The organism is Flavobacterium sp. 9AF (assembly GCF_902506265.1).
In the GTDB taxonomy this organism is placed as follows: domain Bacteria; phylum Bacteroidota; class Bacteroidia; order Flavobacteriales; family Flavobacteriaceae; genus Flavobacterium.
The window spans coordinates 2,049,739-2,067,278 of the sequence record NZ_LR733556.1; the positions used below are offsets into that span (position 1 = coordinate 2,049,739).

The 17,540-nt window shown below is 30.5% G+C and carries 15 protein-coding genes; 9 read left to right on the forward strand and 6 right to left on the reverse strand.

Annotated features, from left to right (window positions below):
• The first annotated feature begins 59 nt into the window (after positions 1-59).
• Both HALO113_RS09270 and thiL read left to right on the forward strand, forming a co-directional pair.
• Entirely contained in the window at positions 60-539 is a 480-nt protein-coding gene (locus HALO113_RS09270; RefSeq protein WP_236554639.1) for a regulatory protein RecX, read from the forward strand.
• A gap of 85 nt (positions 540-624) precedes the next feature.
• Positions 625-1,671: a thiamine-phosphate kinase gene (thiL, locus tag HALO113_RS09275; protein ID WP_159778759.1), complete on the forward strand. Its 1,047-nt coding sequence runs from the start codon at positions 625-627 to the stop codon at positions 1,669-1,671.
• Between the two features lie 119 nt (positions 1,672-1,790).
• On the opposite strand, the gene HALO113_RS09280 is transcribed toward thiL, so the two are convergent.
• Both HALO113_RS09280 and HALO113_RS09285 read right to left on the reverse strand, forming a co-directional pair.
• The gene (locus HALO113_RS09280; RefSeq protein ID WP_159778760.1) at positions 1,791-3,335 is read right to left on the reverse strand and encodes a glycine--tRNA ligase; all 1,545 of its coding nucleotides are present in this window, start codon (positions 3,333-3,335) and stop codon (positions 1,791-1,793) included.
• Positions 3,336-3,395: 60 nt separating this feature from the next.
• The gene (locus HALO113_RS09285; RefSeq protein WP_159778761.1) at positions 3,396-4,232 is read right to left on the reverse strand and encodes a hypothetical protein; all 837 of its coding nucleotides are present in this window, start codon (positions 4,230-4,232) and stop codon (positions 3,396-3,398) included.
• A 61-nt stretch (positions 4,233-4,293) separates the two neighbouring features.
• Between HALO113_RS09285 and HALO113_RS09290 the strand changes: the two genes are divergently transcribed.
• Positions 4,294-4,977 carry a ComF family protein gene (locus HALO113_RS09290; RefSeq protein WP_159778762.1) on the forward strand — a complete coding sequence of 228 codons (684 nt, stop codon included), beginning with the start codon at positions 4,294-4,296 and terminating at the stop codon, positions 4,975-4,977.
• Positions 4,978-5,048: 71 nt separating this feature from the next.
• The gene (locus HALO113_RS09295; RefSeq protein ID WP_159778763.1) at positions 5,049-6,665 is read left to right on the forward strand and encodes an Ig-like domain-containing protein; all 1,617 of its coding nucleotides are present in this window, start codon (positions 5,049-5,051) and stop codon (positions 6,663-6,665) included.
• On the opposite strand, the gene HALO113_RS09300 is transcribed toward HALO113_RS09295, so the two are convergent.
• Positions 6,666-7,433: a nitrilase family protein gene (locus HALO113_RS09300; RefSeq protein ID WP_159778764.1), complete on the reverse strand. Its 768-nt coding sequence runs from the start codon at positions 7,431-7,433 to the stop codon at positions 6,666-6,668.
• Positions 7,434-7,563: 130 nt separating this feature from the next.
• Here HALO113_RS09300 and HALO113_RS09305 point away from each other — a divergent pair, with 130 nt between their 5' ends.
• Positions 7,564-8,490 carry a PfkB family carbohydrate kinase gene (locus tag HALO113_RS09305; RefSeq protein WP_159778765.1) on the forward strand — a complete coding sequence of 309 codons (927 nt, stop codon included), beginning with the start codon at positions 7,564-7,566 and terminating at the stop codon, positions 8,488-8,490.
• Positions 8,491-8,566: 76 nt separating this feature from the next.
• Positions 8,567-10,465: an amidophosphoribosyltransferase gene (locus HALO113_RS09310; RefSeq protein ID WP_159778766.1), complete on the forward strand. Its 1,899-nt coding sequence runs from the start codon at positions 8,567-8,569 to the stop codon at positions 10,463-10,465.
• A gap of 375 nt (positions 10,466-10,840) precedes the next feature.
• On the opposite strand, the gene HALO113_RS09315 is transcribed toward HALO113_RS09310, so the two are convergent.
• Together HALO113_RS09315 and HALO113_RS09320 are read right to left on the reverse strand one after the other, a co-directional pair.
• Positions 10,841-11,275, reverse strand: coding sequence for an SRPBCC domain-containing protein (locus HALO113_RS09315; protein ID WP_159778767.1), 435 nt, complete (start codon positions 11,273-11,275; stop codon positions 10,841-10,843).
• Positions 11,276-11,288: 13 nt separating this feature from the next.
• A complete protein-coding gene (locus HALO113_RS09320; protein WP_159778768.1) occupies positions 11,289-12,041 on the reverse strand; it encodes a DJ-1/PfpI family protein in 753 nt (250 codons plus the stop codon).
• Positions 12,042-12,322: 281 nt separating this feature from the next.
• Between HALO113_RS09320 and ileS the strand changes: the two genes are divergently transcribed.
• The 3 genes from ileS (at position 12,323) to HALO113_RS09335 (ending at position 16,840) form a co-directional block, all read left to right on the forward strand.
• Positions 12,323-15,724, forward strand: a complete 3,402-nt coding sequence (gene ileS / locus HALO113_RS09325; protein WP_159778769.1) for an isoleucine--tRNA ligase — start codon at positions 12,323-12,325, stop codon at positions 15,722-15,724.
• Positions 15,725-15,783: 59 nt separating this feature from the next.
• Positions 15,784-16,164, forward strand: coding sequence for a TraR/DksA C4-type zinc finger protein (locus HALO113_RS09330; RefSeq protein ID WP_159779590.1), 381 nt, complete (start codon positions 15,784-15,786; stop codon positions 16,162-16,164).
• An 82-nt stretch (positions 16,165-16,246) separates the two neighbouring features.
• On the forward strand, positions 16,247-16,840 hold the full coding sequence (locus tag HALO113_RS09335) for a lipoprotein signal peptidase (RefSeq protein ID WP_159778770.1): 594 nt from the start codon (positions 16,247-16,249) through the stop codon (positions 16,838-16,840).
• Positions 16,841-16,904: 64 nt separating this feature from the next.
• Here HALO113_RS09335 and HALO113_RS09340 read toward each other — a convergent pair whose 3' ends face one another.
• Complete coding sequence (locus HALO113_RS09340; protein ID WP_159778771.1) at positions 16,905-17,513, reverse strand: superoxide dismutase; 609 nt, start codon at positions 17,511-17,513, stop codon at positions 16,905-16,907.
• Positions 17,514-17,540 lie beyond the last annotated feature (27 nt).

Sequence of the window (17,540 nt, forward strand, 5' to 3'; positions counted from 1 at the left end):
AAAATATTTAATTATAACTATTTTTGTTAAAAAATTAGTTTATTAAATCGTTAAGAGTTTTGAATAAAGAAAAAAATATAAGTTTCTCATTACAAGATATTCGAGCTAAAATGGAATATTATTGTACATATCAGGAAAGGTGCTATAAAGAAGTAGAAGAAAAACTATATTCCTATCGTGTGACATCTATAGAAAAAGAATCTCTTCTCATTTATTTAATAGAGAATAATTATATTAATGAAGAACGATTTGCTAAAAGTTTTACTAGAGGAAAACACAACTATAAAGGCTGGGGTAAATTGCGAATTAAAAACGAATTAAAATTTAGAAATATTTCATCAAAAATTATTGAAATCGCTTTAAATGAGATTGATCAAGAAACTTATTTAAACAATTTTAACAAGCTATCTGAAAAACATTGGGCAAACCTTAACGAAAAAGAAGGAATTAAAAAAAATAAAAAATTTACTGACTATCTCATTCGAAAAGGATATGAGAGCAACTTGATTTTTAATAAACTTCAAGATCTCGAAAATTAAATTTTTATAAAATTTTTAAATCTGTCTGAATTAAAGAATATTAACATTAATCCGATTAGTGTTATCTTTGCCCAAAAAAAAATTCATGTTAGAAGATAAAAATCAAAAAAGAACCAGTTTAACTGAATTAGGAGAATTTGGTTTAATCGATTATTTGACCAAAAATATCACCATCAATCAAGAATCTACCATTAAAAGTATTGGAGATGATGCAGCAATACTCAATTTTGAAGATAAAAAAGTAGTGGTTTCTACCGATTTATTAATTGAAGGCGTTCATTTTGATTTGGCTTATATGCCTTTAAAACATTTGGGCTATAAAGCTGTGGTAGCCAATCTTTCCGACATATGTGCTATGAATGCTAAACCCACACAAATTACGGTATCTTTAGCCGTGTCTAACCGTTTTCCTTTAGAAGCTATTGAAGAATTATATGAAGGCATAAAGTTAGCAGCTAAAGTTTACAATATAGATATTATTGGAGGTGACACCACCTCATCACAAAAAGGACTTATTATTAGCATTACTGCCATAGGAGAGGTAGACTTAGACGATGTTGCTTATAGAAATGGAGCAAAACCTACTAATTTATTAGTGGTAACTGGAGATATCGGTGCTGCTTATATGGGATTACAAGTTTTAGAACGCGAAAAACAAGTATTCCAAGTAAATCCTAATAACCAACCCGATTTAGAGCAATATTCGTATTTAATTGAAAGACAATTAAAACCAGAAGCTAGAGCGGATATCAAAGAATTGTTAGCGAATTTAGACGTTAAACCTACTTCTATGATTGATATTTCAGATGGTTTATCTTCTGAAATACTGCATTTGTGCAAACAAAGTAATGTAGGTTGTAATTTATACGAAGAAAAAATTCCAGCTGATCCACAATTAATCTCTGTTTGCGAAGAATTCAATCTAGACATTACCACTATTGCTTTAAGTGGTGGAGAAGATTATGAATTGTTATTTACCATTAAAATGGAAGATTTTGATAAAATTAAAGCCAATCCAAATTTTTCAATCATTGGTCACATGGTAGAAGAAAAAGAAGGCGTTCATTTAATTACAAGAGCCAACACTAAAATCCCTTTAAAAGCAAGAGGATGGAATGCACTTGAAAATTAGAGATTACATTTCAGAATTTAAAAAAACATCTCGACCTCTCTTGAGGCAACGACTCGATTTGATAATAAAAAATCCCAAATGAGACATTTGGGATTTTATTTTTTAGTCTAAAACTAAAATTATTTCATTTTCATCAACCAATTTCTCATAGAAACTTCGTTGTTAATAATTCCTCTTAATTCAGAAATAGCAACACGTTGTTGTTCCATAGAATCTCTATGACGAATGGTTACAGTTTTATCTTCTAACGTTTGATGATCCACAGTAATACAAAACGGTGTTCCTAAAGCATCTTGTCTTCTGTATCTTCTTCCTACAGCATCTTTTTCATCATAAGCGACATTGAAATCCCATTTTAAATCTTCAATGATTTCTCGTGCGATTTCGGGTAACCCGTCTTTTTTAACCAATGGTAAAACAGCCGCTTTAGTGGGTGCTAAAACCGAAGGCAAACGCAACACTGTTCTTGTAGAACCGTCTTCCAATGTTTCTTCTTCCAACGCTTTTGAGAAAACCGCCAAAAACATACGGTCAAGACCTACTGATGTTTCTACAACATAAGGCACATAACTGGAGTTCGTATCATTATCGAAGAATTGTAATTTCTTACCTGAATATTCTTCATGTGCTTTTAAGTCAAAATCAGTTCTGGAATGAATTCCTTCTAATTCTTTAAAACCAAATGGGAAGTTAAATTCGATATCAGCTGCGGCATTCGCATAATGCGCTAATTTTTCATGATCGTGAAAACGGTAATTTTCAGCACCTAAACCTAAAGATTGATGCCATGCCAAACGGGTTTGTTTCCAATACTCGTACCATTGCATTTCTTCACCAGGTTTTACAAAAAATTGCATTTCCATTTGTTCAAACTCGCGCATTCTAAAAATAAATTGTCTTGCTACAATTTCATTGCGAAATGCTTTTCCTGTTTGCGCAATTCCAAAAGGAATTTTTAATCGTCCTGTTTTTTGGACATTTAAAAAATTCACAAAAATACCTTGAGCCGTTTCAGGACGCAAGTATAAGTCCATTGCTGTATCAGCAGATGCTCCTAATTTTGTTGCAAACATTAAGTTGAATTGCCTTACTTCGGTCCAGTTTTTTGAACCCGATTCTGGACAAGCAATTCCTAGTTCTTCAATCAACGCTTTTACATCAGCCAAGTTATCACTTTCTAATGAACGTGCCATGCGCTGTAAAATCGCATTTTTTTGATCCAGATAACCTTTAACTCGCTCATTTGTATTTACAAATTCGGCTTCATTGAATGCTTCTCCAAAACGTATTTTTGCTTTTTCTATTTCTTTTTGTGCTTTAATATTGATTTTTTCTGCAAAATCTTCAATTAAAACATCTGCTCTATATCTTTTTTTAGAATCCTTATTATCTATCAATGGATCACTAAATGCATCAACGTGACCTGAAGCTTTCCAAGTGGTTGGATGCATAAAAATTGCAGCATCAATACCCACAATGTTTTCGTGCATTTGCACCATTGCTTTCCACCAATACTCTCGTATATTTTTCTTTAATTCAACACCGTTTTGTGCGTAATCATATACAGCACTTAATCCATCGTATATTTCGCTAGACGGAAATATAAATCCGTATTCTTTCGCATGCGAAATTACATTCTTAAATAAATCTTCTTGTTTTGCCATGTTGCAAAAGTAAAAATAGGTTTTAAATAAAGAAAAGTTTTTTTGTGAATAATCTATAAATTATTCATATTCAAAAATAGTAGTTCCAATTTTACAAAAAGAATTATATATATTAACTATATATTTTCCTTTTATAGTTTTTTCAGATTCTAAATCGACATAAGTACATACATCTATATCCTTTTTATTATACATGGTTTCAGTAAGAGAACTGTATTTCAATTTCATATTATCTTGTTCTAACTGAGCGTCATTTACAGAGATAATTTGATTTTTAGGATTTACAACTTGTACATATATTTTTTTATTGCCATTTCGAACAAACTCATTGCCTTCTAAAGTAAAACAAACTCTAATTTGCTGAATCTTTTTATTTTTATTCTTGGAATACAAATCAGATAAAATTTTCACTCCTCTCACATTCAAATTAATAGCATTTAATTTTTCATATTTCTTTTTATAAAGATTTCCATTTCTATTTGAAGATTCTAATTGAGAAAGTTCTTTCTTATTTTGATTTATCGTATTGTTTATTTCAATAATTCTGTTTGAATCTTCTACAATTTGAGCCTTTAAAATATTTATTTTAGTCTTTACTGCTTTATTATTTACACTATTTGTTTTGTTAAACTGAAATTCTTTAGAGTTTTTCAAAGCACTACTCACAACAGCTTTTACATCTGAAGATTGCCCTTTTTGCAAAACTGTATTTACTGAATCATATTTTTTTAGAATTTCATCGAACTGATTTTGTAATAATTTATTTTCAGTTGCATTCTCTTCTAATAATCCTTGATATTGATTGGAAAGATTATAATAAGCAAACATCAACAATAACATCAAAAATGCTAAAGTTGTAATGGAAAATTTTACAATTGTTGTTTTTTTGAATGCCATTGTTTTTAATTTTGATTAAATTAACTGAATTTTAAGCTTTTCTAAATTTATTATCGACATAATGCATAAAAATCTGTTAAAATTATTATTTCCAACTCTTTGTTTTGGATGTAATGAACTCTTATTAAATAATGAAAAAATCATTTGCTCATCATGTCTTCATAATTTACCAATAACCCATCATCATTTTTTAGAATCTAACGATACAAAGAATAAATTTTATGGTATAGTAGATTTAGAATTTGCCTCTTCCATGCTGTATTTTCATAAAGAAGGTATTGTGCAAAAATTGATACATCAATTAAAATATAAAGGAAAACAAGAAATAGGAACCTTTCTAGGAACAAATTATGCAATTACCCTAAAAGAAACCAAAGTATTAACCACTATTGATGAAATTATACCCGTTCCTCTACACAAAAAAAGATTAAAGGAAAGGACTTATAATCAGGTAGACACATTCTGCATAGCACTCTCATCTGAATTGAATATACCTTACAATAAAACATTATTAATTCGTAATGAATATTCTAAAACACAGACTAAGAAAAACAAATTACAAAGACAAGAAATAAACACCAACTTATTTGATATTACCCAAACTGTAGAAAAGAATGGCTATCATTTTCTATTGGTAGATGATGTTATAACCACTGGTGCAACCATAGAATCTTGTGCAAAAGCTTTATTAAAAATACCAAATTCAAAAGTTAGCGTTATCACCATGGCATACACACAATCATAAAAAAAATCAAAAAATTATGTTTACACTAAATATAGTTGTTATTTTGTATCACTTTATTTTATGAATAATAGATGAAAAAAATATATTTTATAGTTATTACAATTGTTTTAGTACTAAGTATATTTACAAGTAGTTGTGCTAAAAGAGGAACTATTTTTGGAGGCGCTAAAGATACTATTGCTCCTAAAATTATTTCTAGTTCTCCAAAAAATTTCAGTACAAACTTTAATGACAATGAAATCAAAATAACATTTAATGAACTCATTAAAGTTAAAAATATAAATAAACAACTCATTATTTCACCACCTTTAAAAAAACAACCAATAATAATTCCTCAAGGTAGTGCAAGTAAATTTATCGCTATTAAAATACTCGATACTTTAAATCCAAACACAACTTATAGTTTTAATTTTGGGCAAAGTATTACAGATAATAATGAAGGAAATCCATATTCTCAATTTAAATATGTTTTATCTACAGGTAATTATATTGATTCACTTTCAATAAATGGCTTAATTAAAGATGCTTATGAGGAAAAGCCAGACAATTTTGTTTCGGTACAATTATATGATGCTGTAACATTTAAAGACTCAACAGTTTACAATGAATCCCCTTTATATGTAACCAATACTTTAGACAGTTTAAAATTCTTTTCATTAGAAAATCTAAAAGCGGGGAATTATAAAATTATTGCATTAAAAGATAAAAATAATAATTACAAATTTGATCCAAAAACAGATAAAATTGGATTTTTAGAACAAATTATTTCTCTTCCAAATGATTCGATTATTATACATGAAATAGAATTGTTTAAAGAAATAGCCACTTTTAAAACAGATAAACCAATTCAACAAACCAATAATAAATTTTTTATAGGTTTTCAAGGAAATCCAGAAAACGCAAAAATTTCTGCTTCTTGGGAAGGTAAAAACGTTCCTTTAAAAATAACCAAGTTTCCAGATAAAGGAAAAGATTCACTTCAGTTATTTGTCCCTATTACAAAACCTGACTCATTAGTAATAACCGTTGAAAATGGTGATTATAATAAATCATTTAAAACAAAAGTTAAAGATTTTAAAGAATCGGATTCATTAACTATTCAAACTAGCCAAAGAACATTAAATTTTAGAGATAACTTCACTTTAAAAACAACTACACCACTCATTTCTATAGATAAAACAAAAATTAAATTAACAAACAAAGATTCTGTTTCATTAGATTTCAATTACGTTTATAAAGAATTTGATCAAGAAATTGTATTCGATTTTAAGAAAGAAGAGAATCAAAAATATACTATAGAAATTCTCCCAAATGCATTTGAAGATTTTTATAACACCCAAAATGACAGTTTATCTTTCTCTTTCAATACAAAATCTCGTTCTGATTTTGGCAATTTAAAAGTCAATGTCAAAAATGCCAAACATTTTCCTTTTATTCTTCAAATTTTAACTGATAAAGGAGAAGTCATAGCATCTGAAAGTAGTGAAAAACTAGAACCCATACTTTTTGAAGCTATTGAACCAAGAATATATACCTTACGGATTATTTATGATGATAATAAAAATGGCATTTGGGATACAGGTAATTTTTTAGAAAAAAAACAAGCTGAACAAATTATTTATTATTCTAAAAAAATTGATGTAAGGGCAAATTGGGATGTGGATCAAGAATTTATCATTGAAGAATAATTATTTTTGAATAATAAAACAATCTCTATCATTTAAAAAGTTAAGCTTCTTTCTCACTTCATACATTTCATCTTTATGAATTTCAAAAATAAAGATGCCTTGTTCATCTGTACAATTTAATAATTCATTACCTAGATAATCAACTATTTGCGAACTACCTGTATATTCTAATTCATTTGCATCAAAACCTATTCTATTTACACCGATAACGTAAGACATATTCTCAATAGCTCGAGCTTTTAATAATGAATCCCAAGCATATATTCTTGGCTTTGGCCAATTAGCAACATAAAGAAGCAAATCATATCCTTCGATATTTCTACTAAATACAGGAAATCTCAAATCATAACATATGAAAGGACAAATTTTCCAGCCTTGAAAATTAATTATCTTTTTATCTTCTCCTTTTGTGTATACTTTTTCTTCTCCAGCTAAAGAAAACAAATGCCTTTTATCATAATACTCAATAGTTCCATCTGGAAAAACAAAAATTAATCTATTGTAATATTTTTCATTTTCTCTAATTACTATACTTCCTGTTATAGCAATTTTTCTTTCATGAGCATTTTTTTTTAACCACTGTATTGTAGCACCTTCCATGTCTTCGGCTACTTCTAATGGATTCATAGTAAATCCAGATGTAAACATTTCTGGTAAAATTAAAAGATCAAAAGGATCTTCACACGAATCAATATATTCTTGAATAAAATTTCTATTCTCTTCAGGCTTTTGCCAAATCAATTTGGTTTGAAAAATTGCTATTTTCATAGTTTAAGTATAAAATACAGAGTAAAAATAATAAATAAAGTAATAATTGATAACTTACTTTTACTTAATTAAAATCTTTATTCATTAAAACTAAAGTTTTATCTTTGCAACTTATTTCAAAAAGTAGATAATGAACAAATTATTAATCGTAGGCACAGTAGCATTTGACGCTATTGAAACACCTTTCGGAAAAACAGATAAAATTTTAGGAGGAGCAGCAACATATATAGGGTTATCATCCTCTTTTTTTAATGTTGATGCTGCAATCGTATCAGTTGTAGGTGAAGATTTTCCAAAAGAACATTTAGATTTATTAGAAAATAAAGGAATAAATATCGAAGGTATAGAAATTGTTAAAGGAGGTAAAACATTCTTTTGGAGTGGAAAATATCATAATGATTTGAATTCAAGAGACACCTTAGTAACTGAATTAAATGTTTTAGCCGATTTTAATCCAGTTGTTCCATCTCAATATAAAAATTCCGAAGTTGTATTACTTGGCAATTTACACCCATTAGTCCAATCAAGTGTTTTAAATCAAATGGAAGTTAAACCCAAACTAATTGTTTTAGACACAATGAACTTTTGGATGGACTGTGCTTTACAAGAACTTTTAGATGTAATAAAAAGAGTAGACGTAATAACCATTAATGATGAAGAAGCACGTCAGTTATCTGGAGAATACTCATTGGTAAAAGCGGCTCAAAAAATTCATACCATGGGCCCAAAATATGTAGTAATTAAAAAAGGGGAACACGGTGCTTTGTTATTCCACGATAAAGAAGTTTTCTTTGCACCTGCCCTACCATTAGAAGAAGTATTTGACCCCACAGGAGCTGGTGATACATTTGCTGGTGGCTTTGCTGGTTATATAGCACAAAGTGAAAACATTTCTTTTGACAATATGAAAAACGCTATTATTTACGGTTCCAATTTAGCCTCTTTTTGTGTAGAAAAATTTGGAACAGAAAGAATGGAAAAATTAGACAAACAAGAAGTAATTGCACGTTTACAACAATTTAAAGCGCTAACGCAATTTGAAATAGAATTAGATTAAACTCATACGCCTCGATTTTCGGGGCTTTTTTAAATAATTTTCATCATATAATTACTCTCAACAACACAACAACTTTATGAGTGACGCAATTAAACATGAATGCGGGATTGCCCTTTTAAGGCTTTTAAAACCATTAGAATATTACAAAGAAAAATACGGTTCTTCTTTCTATGGGGTTCAAAAGATGTATCTTTTAATGGAAAAGCAACATAATCGTGGCCAAGATGGTGCTGGTTTAGCCAGCATAAAAATGGATATGGATCCAGGGCAACGATATATTAGTCGCATTCGTTCCAATCATTCTCAACCCATACAAGATATATTCTCTCAAATAAACGGAAGAATAAGCAGTGAACTACAAGAAAATCCTGAATACCTGAATAATGTTGAATTACAAAAAATGCATATTCCTTATATTGCAGAATTGTTTTTAGGTCATGTTCGTTATGGTACTTTTGGAAAAAACAGCATAGAAAGTGTACATCCATTTTTACGTCAAAACAATTGGATGCATCGCAATTTAATTGTAGCTGGTAACTTCAATCTTACTAATGTCAAAGAATTATTTCAAAGCCTAGTCGATTTAGGACAACACCCAAAAGAGTTAGCTGATACCGTAACGGTAATGGAAAAAATTGGTCACTTTCTTGATGACGAAGTTACCGATTTATATCAAAAATGCAAAAATGAAGGCTATTCAAAAAAAGAAGCTTCTGCTGTCATAGCTGAACGTTTAAATATTGCAAAAATATTAGAAAGAGCTTCCAGAAACTGGGATGGTGGCTACGCTATGGCAGGCTTAATTGGCCATGGCGATTCTTTTGTTTTGAGAGATCCAGCAGGAATTAGACCAGCATATTATTATCAAGATGATGAAATAGCTGTAGTTGCTTCAGAAAGACCTGTTATTCAAACCGTTTTTAATGTCCCTTTTGAAAAGGTAAAGGAATTGGAACCAGGAAATGCCATTATTATTAAAAAAAACGGAACTGTATCAATTGAGGAAGTGCGTAAACCACTTATTAAAAAAGCTTGTTCTTTTGAACGTATTTATTTTTCTCGAGGTAGCGATACAGAAATATATCAAGAGCGAAAAGAGCTGGGAAAACTAGTATTCCCTTCAGTTTTAAAAGCTATTGAATATGATACTGACAACACCGTTTTCTCATTTATACCAAACACAGCTGAAACATCATTTTATGGAATGGTTGAAGCTGCAAATGATTTTTTAAATCAAAGAAAAATTAAGTCGATTTTAGAAAGCAAAAATCAACTATCTGAAGAAAAATTACAAGAGATTTTAGCCGTAAAATTAAGAACTGAAAAAGTAGCAATCAAAGATGCTAAATTACGTACATTTATAACAGAAGATAGCAGTAGAGATGATTTAGTTGCGCATGTTTATGACGTAACTTACGGTGTGGTTAAAAACGATGATAATTTAGTAATTATTGACGACAGTATTGTAAGAGGAACTACACTGAAACAAAGCATCATTAAAATGATGGATCGATTACAACCTAAACGTATTATTGTTGTTTCTTCTGCTCCACAAATTAGATATCCTGATTGTTATGGAATAGACATGGCAAAATTAGAAGGGCTAGTAGCTTTTAGAGCCGCTTTAGAATTATTAAAAGAACGCAATCTATATCACATTGTAGACGAAGTATATAAAAAATCCAAAAGTCAAGAATTATTCAAGGATGACGAAGTAGTTAACTACGTTAAAGAAATCTACGCACCTTTTTCTGATGAAGAAATTTCAGATAAGATTGCAGAAATGTTAACACCAGAAGGAGTACGTGCAGATATTAAAATAATCTATCAGAAAGTAGCTGATTTACATAAAGCCTGTCCAAAAAATTTAGGAGATTGGTACTTCACAGGAGATTATCCTACAGCAGGAGGAAACCGAGTTGTTAATCGAGCTTTCATGAATTTTTATGAAGGAAAAGACGCAAGAGCATATTAAAAATTGCCATTCGTCGAGTTTTTAGGTTATTGAACAATTTTTTTGTGTTACAAAATAAGGTTGCCATAATTTAGCATTACCAGAAAATTAGTAGGTTAAGTTTTATGGTAGATTTGGGGCAAAAAGGGTGAAAGTAATTTCACCTTTTTTTTTTGCATTTATTTTAAAAAAATCTCAGAAACAAACATTTAATCGTTTTTTTTTACACTTCAACAATTTTTTTATGCACGCATATAAAATCCGTCATATTTTAGCACTACCAGAAAATTAGTAGGTTAAGTTTTATGGTAGATTTGGGGCAAAAAGGGTGAAAGTAATTTCACCTTTTTTTTTGCATAAATACATTCTTAACTGTTGTTTTAAATTATAAATACTTTATAAAGACTCAAGTATTTTTTCTAATCTATCAAAATTCTCTTCGTTTTTTGGGCCTACAAAGTTTTTTACCTTATTACATTCTTTAACTGTTTGAAAAATCATTCGAAAAGAAATTTTCGTTTTCAAATCTGAAATTTTTTCAAACGCTACTTCCATATTAAATAGAGGTTGAGATAGTCTTTTCCAAGCCACTAATTTTTTAGGTTGTACAATAGTAAAAATAGATTCGTTTTCGTAATTTCCTTTTTCTGGTCCGTGCATAGTCAAAATCCATTTACCATTAGGTTGTAAATCAAACTCATGTATCGTATTAGTAAATTCTTTTGGTCCCCACCAATTTTTTAAGATTTCAGGATTTTCAAATGCTTGATACACTTTTTCTACAGACGCGTTTAGAATTCTAAAGCTATAAATTTCATTTTCAGCTATCATATTTAAAACTTTTCTAGTTTTTCCAATTTTGAAGTCGGTCTAAGTATAAATAACTTTCTACAAATTTACGATGCTCCTTTGAAGTCATTTTTTCTAATAGTTGTAAAGCAGAAATGTAACTTGCTAAATTTCCATTTGAAGAAAGAAACTTACCGTCCTCCATATAGGTTACTAAACTGTCGTTTTGTACTTTTAAATTAGGATAGTCTATTTGCAATTGTTTTCCTCCACCAATCCAAGTCACAATCTTATGTCCGTCTGCTATTCCTGAAGCTCCAATTAATTGCGCGCCACCACAATTACTTACCGTGTACTCAGTCTCTTTATTTTTATTTTTTATAAAATCTACTAGTTTTTTGTTGTGTACTTGTGCATACATGTCATAAGCGCTTGGTACAAATAGTGCGGTTAGTTTAGGACAGTCTTCAAATGTATAGTCTGGAACAAAGTGCAAACCGTCTTCGGTTGTAATTGGGTTTTTAGTTTCAGCAATTGCAATGACATTAAAAAGTTGTTTACCTTCCTCAGTTGGTTTCCCAAAAACATCTGAAGTTGCTACAACCTCGCTTTGCAAAACACCATTATACATCAGTAATCCAATAGTAGGCAATTCTGGATTGAATGGCTTTAGATGTTTGGTTAAAGTATCGGATTTACTTTCTGTTATTTCTTTTGTAGTTTCGGAGAATTCATTCTTTTTTTTATTGGAAGTACAAGCAATTAAACTTATAAAAAAGAGACCTAAAATTAGTGAACATGCTTTCATTTTTCGAATTGTTTTTTTGTAAAATATTAAGATTATCAAAGATACTTAAGTCTTTATTAAAAGAGCAATTAAAAGTATAAGAGACAAGAATAATAAATCTAGTATTAATACTATAAAAAACTAATAACCTATATCAAAGTTCACTTAAAATCATATTTTAATCCAGTGCAAAGGAATTTAAATTAATATTATAACCCAATCCTTCTGATTTTTTGGTTAAAAAAAACCTACAATTATATGAAATTTAGTATTTTCGCATCTTCAAATTAGAAAGCGATATAATGAGTACTAAATTTACTGAATATAAAGGACTTGACTTACCCACAGTTGCGTCTGAAGTATTGGATTTTTGGAAAAAAGAAAACATCTTCGATAAGAGTGTGAGCACTCGTGAAGGCAATACCCCATATGTTTTTTTTGAAGGACCTCCTTCAGCTAATGGATTGCCTGGTATTCACCATGTAATGGCTCGTGCTATTAAAGATATTTTTTGCCGTTATAAAACGCAAAAAGGATTCCAAGTGAAGCGTAAAGCAGGTTGGGACACACACGGTTTACCTGTAGAATTAGGTACCGAAAAAGAATTAGGTATTACGAAAGAAGATGTAGGAAAAAAACTAACAGTTGCAGAATACAACGAAGCGTGTAAACGCACAGTTATGCGCTATACTGATGTTTGGAACGACTTAACTGAAAAAATGGGATATTGGGTAGATATGGAAAACCCTTATGTTACCTATAAATCCAAATATATGGAAACGGTTTGGTGGTTGTTGAAACAAATCTATAACAAAGATTTGATGTACAAAGGCTACACTATCCAACCCTATTCTCCCAAAGCAGGAACTGGTTTAAGTTCGAATGAAGTTAATCAACCGGGTAGTTACAGAGACGTTACCGATACAACTGTAGTAGCTCAATTTAAAACTATTACAGAAACGTTACCAGATTTTTTACAAAATTTAGGCGAAATACACCTATTAGCTTGGACCACTACTCCTTGGACCTTGCCAAGTAATACGGCTTTAACTGTAGGATCAAAAATTGACTATGTTTTAGTAAAAACCTTTAATCAATATACTTTCGAACCTATCAATGTTGTTTTAGCCAAAAACTTAGTTGGGAAACAATTTAGCAAAACCTACTTTGAATCAACAGAAGCTATTGATTTTGAAAACTTCAAAGAAGGTGATAAAAAAATTCCTTACCAAATTATAAAAGAATTCAAAGGAGCAGATTTAGTAGGTATTCGTTATAAACAATTAATGCCTCTGGTATTACCAAATGACAATCCAGAAAATGCTTTTAGAGTGATTGCTGGAGATTTTGTAACAACAGAAGATGGAACAGGAATTGTTCACACTGCGCCTACTTTTGGAGCAGATGATGCTAAAGTGGCAAAAGAAGCTTCACCTGAAGTGCCTCCTATGTTAATAAAAGATGCTAATGACAACTTAGTTCCTCTAGTAGATTTACAAGGTAGATTTGTACAAGGTTTAGGTGACTATTCAGGTAAATACGTTAAAAACGAATATTACAACGAGGGAGAAGCACCTGAACGTTCTGTTGATGTAGAAATTGCTATTCAATTAAAAGAAGAAAACAAAGCCTTTAAGGTTGAAAAATACGTACACAGTTATCCACATTGCTGGAGAACAGACAAACCTATTTTATACTATCCATTAGATTCTTGGTTCATTAAAATTTCTGAGGTTAGAGATCGAATGTTTGATTTAAACGAAACTATTAATTGGAAACCAAAATCTACAGGAGAAGGACGTTTTGGAAATTGGCTAAAAAACTCAAATGATTGGAATTTATCGCGTTCGAGATATTGGGGAATTCCATTGCCAATTTGGAGAAATGAAGAAGGAACGGAAGAAATTATCATAGGTTCAGTAGAAGAACTATATAATGAAATTGAAAAATCCATAGCAGCAGGTTTCCAAAAAGAAAACCCATACAAGGAATTTGTAATTGGAAATATGTCCGAAGAAAACTATGAATTAGTTGACTTACATAAAAATGTAGTAGATCATATCGTTTTAGTTTCTCCTTCTGGTAAACCAATGAAACGTGAAACGGATTTAATTGATGTTTGGTTCGATTCTGGATCAATGCCATATGCACAGTGGCATTACCCCTTTGAAAACAAAGATAAAATTGATGCAAACAAAGATTTTCCTGCCGATTTTATTGCTGAAGGTGTCGACCAAACTCGTGGATGGTTTTATACACTACATGCTATTGGAACTTTAGTTTTTGATAAAATTGCTTACAAAAACGTAGTTTCAAACGGATTAGTACTAGATAAAAACGGACAAAAAATGTCGAAACGTTTAGGCAATGCAGTAGATCCTTTCACTACTTTAGCTGAATATGGACCCGATGCAACGCGTTGGTACATGATTTCTAATGCCAATCCATGGGATAATTTAAAATTTGATATCGAAGGTGTAGCAGAAGTAAGAAGAAAGTTTTTTGGAACGCTATATAATACCTATTCTTTCTTTGCGTTATATGCCAATATTGATGGATTTAAATATACAGAAGCTGAGATTCCATTACAGGAAAGACCAGAGATTGATCGTTGGATCCTATCTGAATTACATACATTAATAAAAACTGTAGATGAAGCTTATTCAGATTATGAGCCAACAAAAGCAGCTAGAGCTATTTCAGATTTCGTACAAGAAAATTTAAGCAATTGGTATGTTCGTTTATGCAGAAGAAGATTTTGGAAAGGCGAATACGGGACAGATAAAATAGCAGCATATCAAACGCTTTACACTTGTTTGGTAACCGTTGCTAAACTAAGCGCTCCTATTGCTCCATTCTTTATGGATCAACTATACAAAGATTTAAACACAGTAACAGATAAGGAAAATTTTGAAAGTGTACATTTAGCAGCTTTCCCTAAATCGGTTGAAAACTTTGTTGATAAATCACTTGAAAGCAGAATGTGGAAAGCTCAAACTGTATCTTCTCTTGTTTTATCCTTACGAAAAAAAGAAGCTATTAAAGTACGTCAACCTTTACAAAGAGTAATGATACCAGTACTTGACAAGGTTTTTAAATCTGAAATTGAAGCTGTTGCTGACCTAATAAAAGCAGAAGTTAATGTTAAAGAAATTGAGTTGTTAGATGATGCTTCTGGGGTATTAGTAAAGCAAATTAAGCCAAATTTCAAAGCTTTAGGGCCTCGCTTCGGAAAAGATATGGGGCTGGTTTCCAAAGAGATACAATCTTTAACTAATGAACAAATTAATTTATTAGACAAAGAAGGCCAGATAATGCTTGAAATTTCAGGAAAAAGTATTACTTTAACAACCGAAGATGTGGAGATTTCTTCTCAAGATATTCCAGGTTGGTTAGTGGCTAATTCAAATGGAATTACAGTAGCTCTTGACATTACAATAAACGAACAATTGCGTAATGAAGGTGTTGCTAGAGAATTAGTCAACAGAATTCAAAATATTAGAAAAGATTCAGGATTTGAGGTAACTGATAAAATAAAAGTAAGTATCGAAAATAACGCTATCATTGAAAACGCTATTTTAGAAAATGAAACATACATTAAATCAGAAACTTTAACCGATGAATTAATTTTTGTTCCTAAAATTGAAAATGGTACAGAAATTGAGTTTGATGAAGTAAAAACAGTTGTGTTAGTATCTAAATAGAGTAGCTAAAACTCTAATTAGATAGAATAAAGTAGTAATAACCTTAATACATAGAAATGATGGTTGATGAAAAATTAAGATATTCAGACGCAGATTTAGCTGAGTTTAAAGAAATTTTATTAAAAAAAATAGAAAAAGCACAAGCCGATTTGGATCTAATAAGAAGTGCATACATGAATGATTTAAACAATGGTACAGACGACACTTCTCCTACTTTTAAAGCATTTGAAGAAGGAAGTGAAACCATGTCTAAAGAAGCCAATTCACAGTTAGCTACTCGTCAGGAAAAATTCATTCGAGATTTAAAAAATGCTTTATTCCGTGTAGAAAATAAAACATATGGTGTTTGCAAAGTTACAGGTAAATTAATCAGCAAAGAACGATTAAAAGTAGTACCTCATGCAACCATGAGTATAGAAGCTAAAAACTTACAACGTTAATCTTTTTATAAATTTATATTAACGCTCCGTTTGGAGCGTTTTTTTTTACTAAAATCCTTATTTTTGCTCAAATTATAACAGAATGTCATTAAAGAAAGCTTATTTTTTAGTTATCCTTATTCTATTAGTAGATCAAATCTCTAAGATATATATTAAAACTCATTTCTTTATAAATGAAGAAATTAAAGTATTCGAATGGTTTCGCATTCATTTCATTGAAAATGAAGGCATGGCTTGGGGAGCTGTCATTCCTGGAGAATATGGAAAATTAGCCCTTACGCTTTTCCGACTTATTGTAGTTCCTGGAATCGCTTGGTGGCTTTGGGATTCTGTCAAAAAGAAACAATCTAACTATTTAATTGTAGCTATATCACTTATTTTAGCAGGCGCAATAGGCAATATCATCGATTCTGTATTTTATGGTGTGATTTTCAATGATAGTTATCATCAAGTAGCTACTGCTTTTTCAGAAGATCCATATGGAACTTGGTTTCATGGAGAAGTGGTAGATATGCTATATTTCCCTTTTTGGGAAGGTAATCTACCAGAATGGCTGCCTATTTGGGGTGGTAAACATTTCTCTTTCTTTAATGCGATATTTAATATTGCCGATATGGCAATATCTACTGGAGTTGGAATATTAATCGTTTTCAATAAAAAAGCATTTTCTAAATAAATTTTCAATATAAAAAAAGAGCAGATTTTATTCAAATCTGCTCTTTTTTATAATTTCTCACCTCTTATTTTTCAGTTGCAAATCTTCTTGTAACTTCTGTCCAATTAATCACATTAAAAAAAGCATCAATATAATCTGGTCTTCTGTTTTGGTAATTTAAGTAATAAGCATGTTCCCAAACATCTAGCCCTAAAATTGGCGTTCCTTCACAACCAATTCCTGGCATCAAAGGATTGTCTTGATTAGCAGAACTACATACTTCCAGTTTCCCACCTTTGTGAACACATAACCATGCCCATCCAGAACCAAAGCGGGTTGCTGCAGCTTTTGCAAACTCTGCTTTAAAAGAATCGAATGAACCAAATGCAGTATCGATAGCTTGTGCTAATTCACCTGTAGGTTGTCCACCTCCATTAGGACTCATTACAGTCCAAAATAAATTGTGATTATAAAATCCACCTCCGTTATTTCTAACAGCAGCATTATTCATATCTAAATTTATTAAAATATTTTCAATTGTTTTACCTTCTAAATCAGTACCTGTAATAGCATTATTTAAATTGGTAGTGTACGCATTATGATGCTTTGTATGGTGTATTTCCATTGTTCTTGCATCAATATGTGGTTCTAATGCATCGTATGCATAAGGTAATTTCGGTAATTCGAATGCCATAATATTATTTTTTTTATAATTAGTATT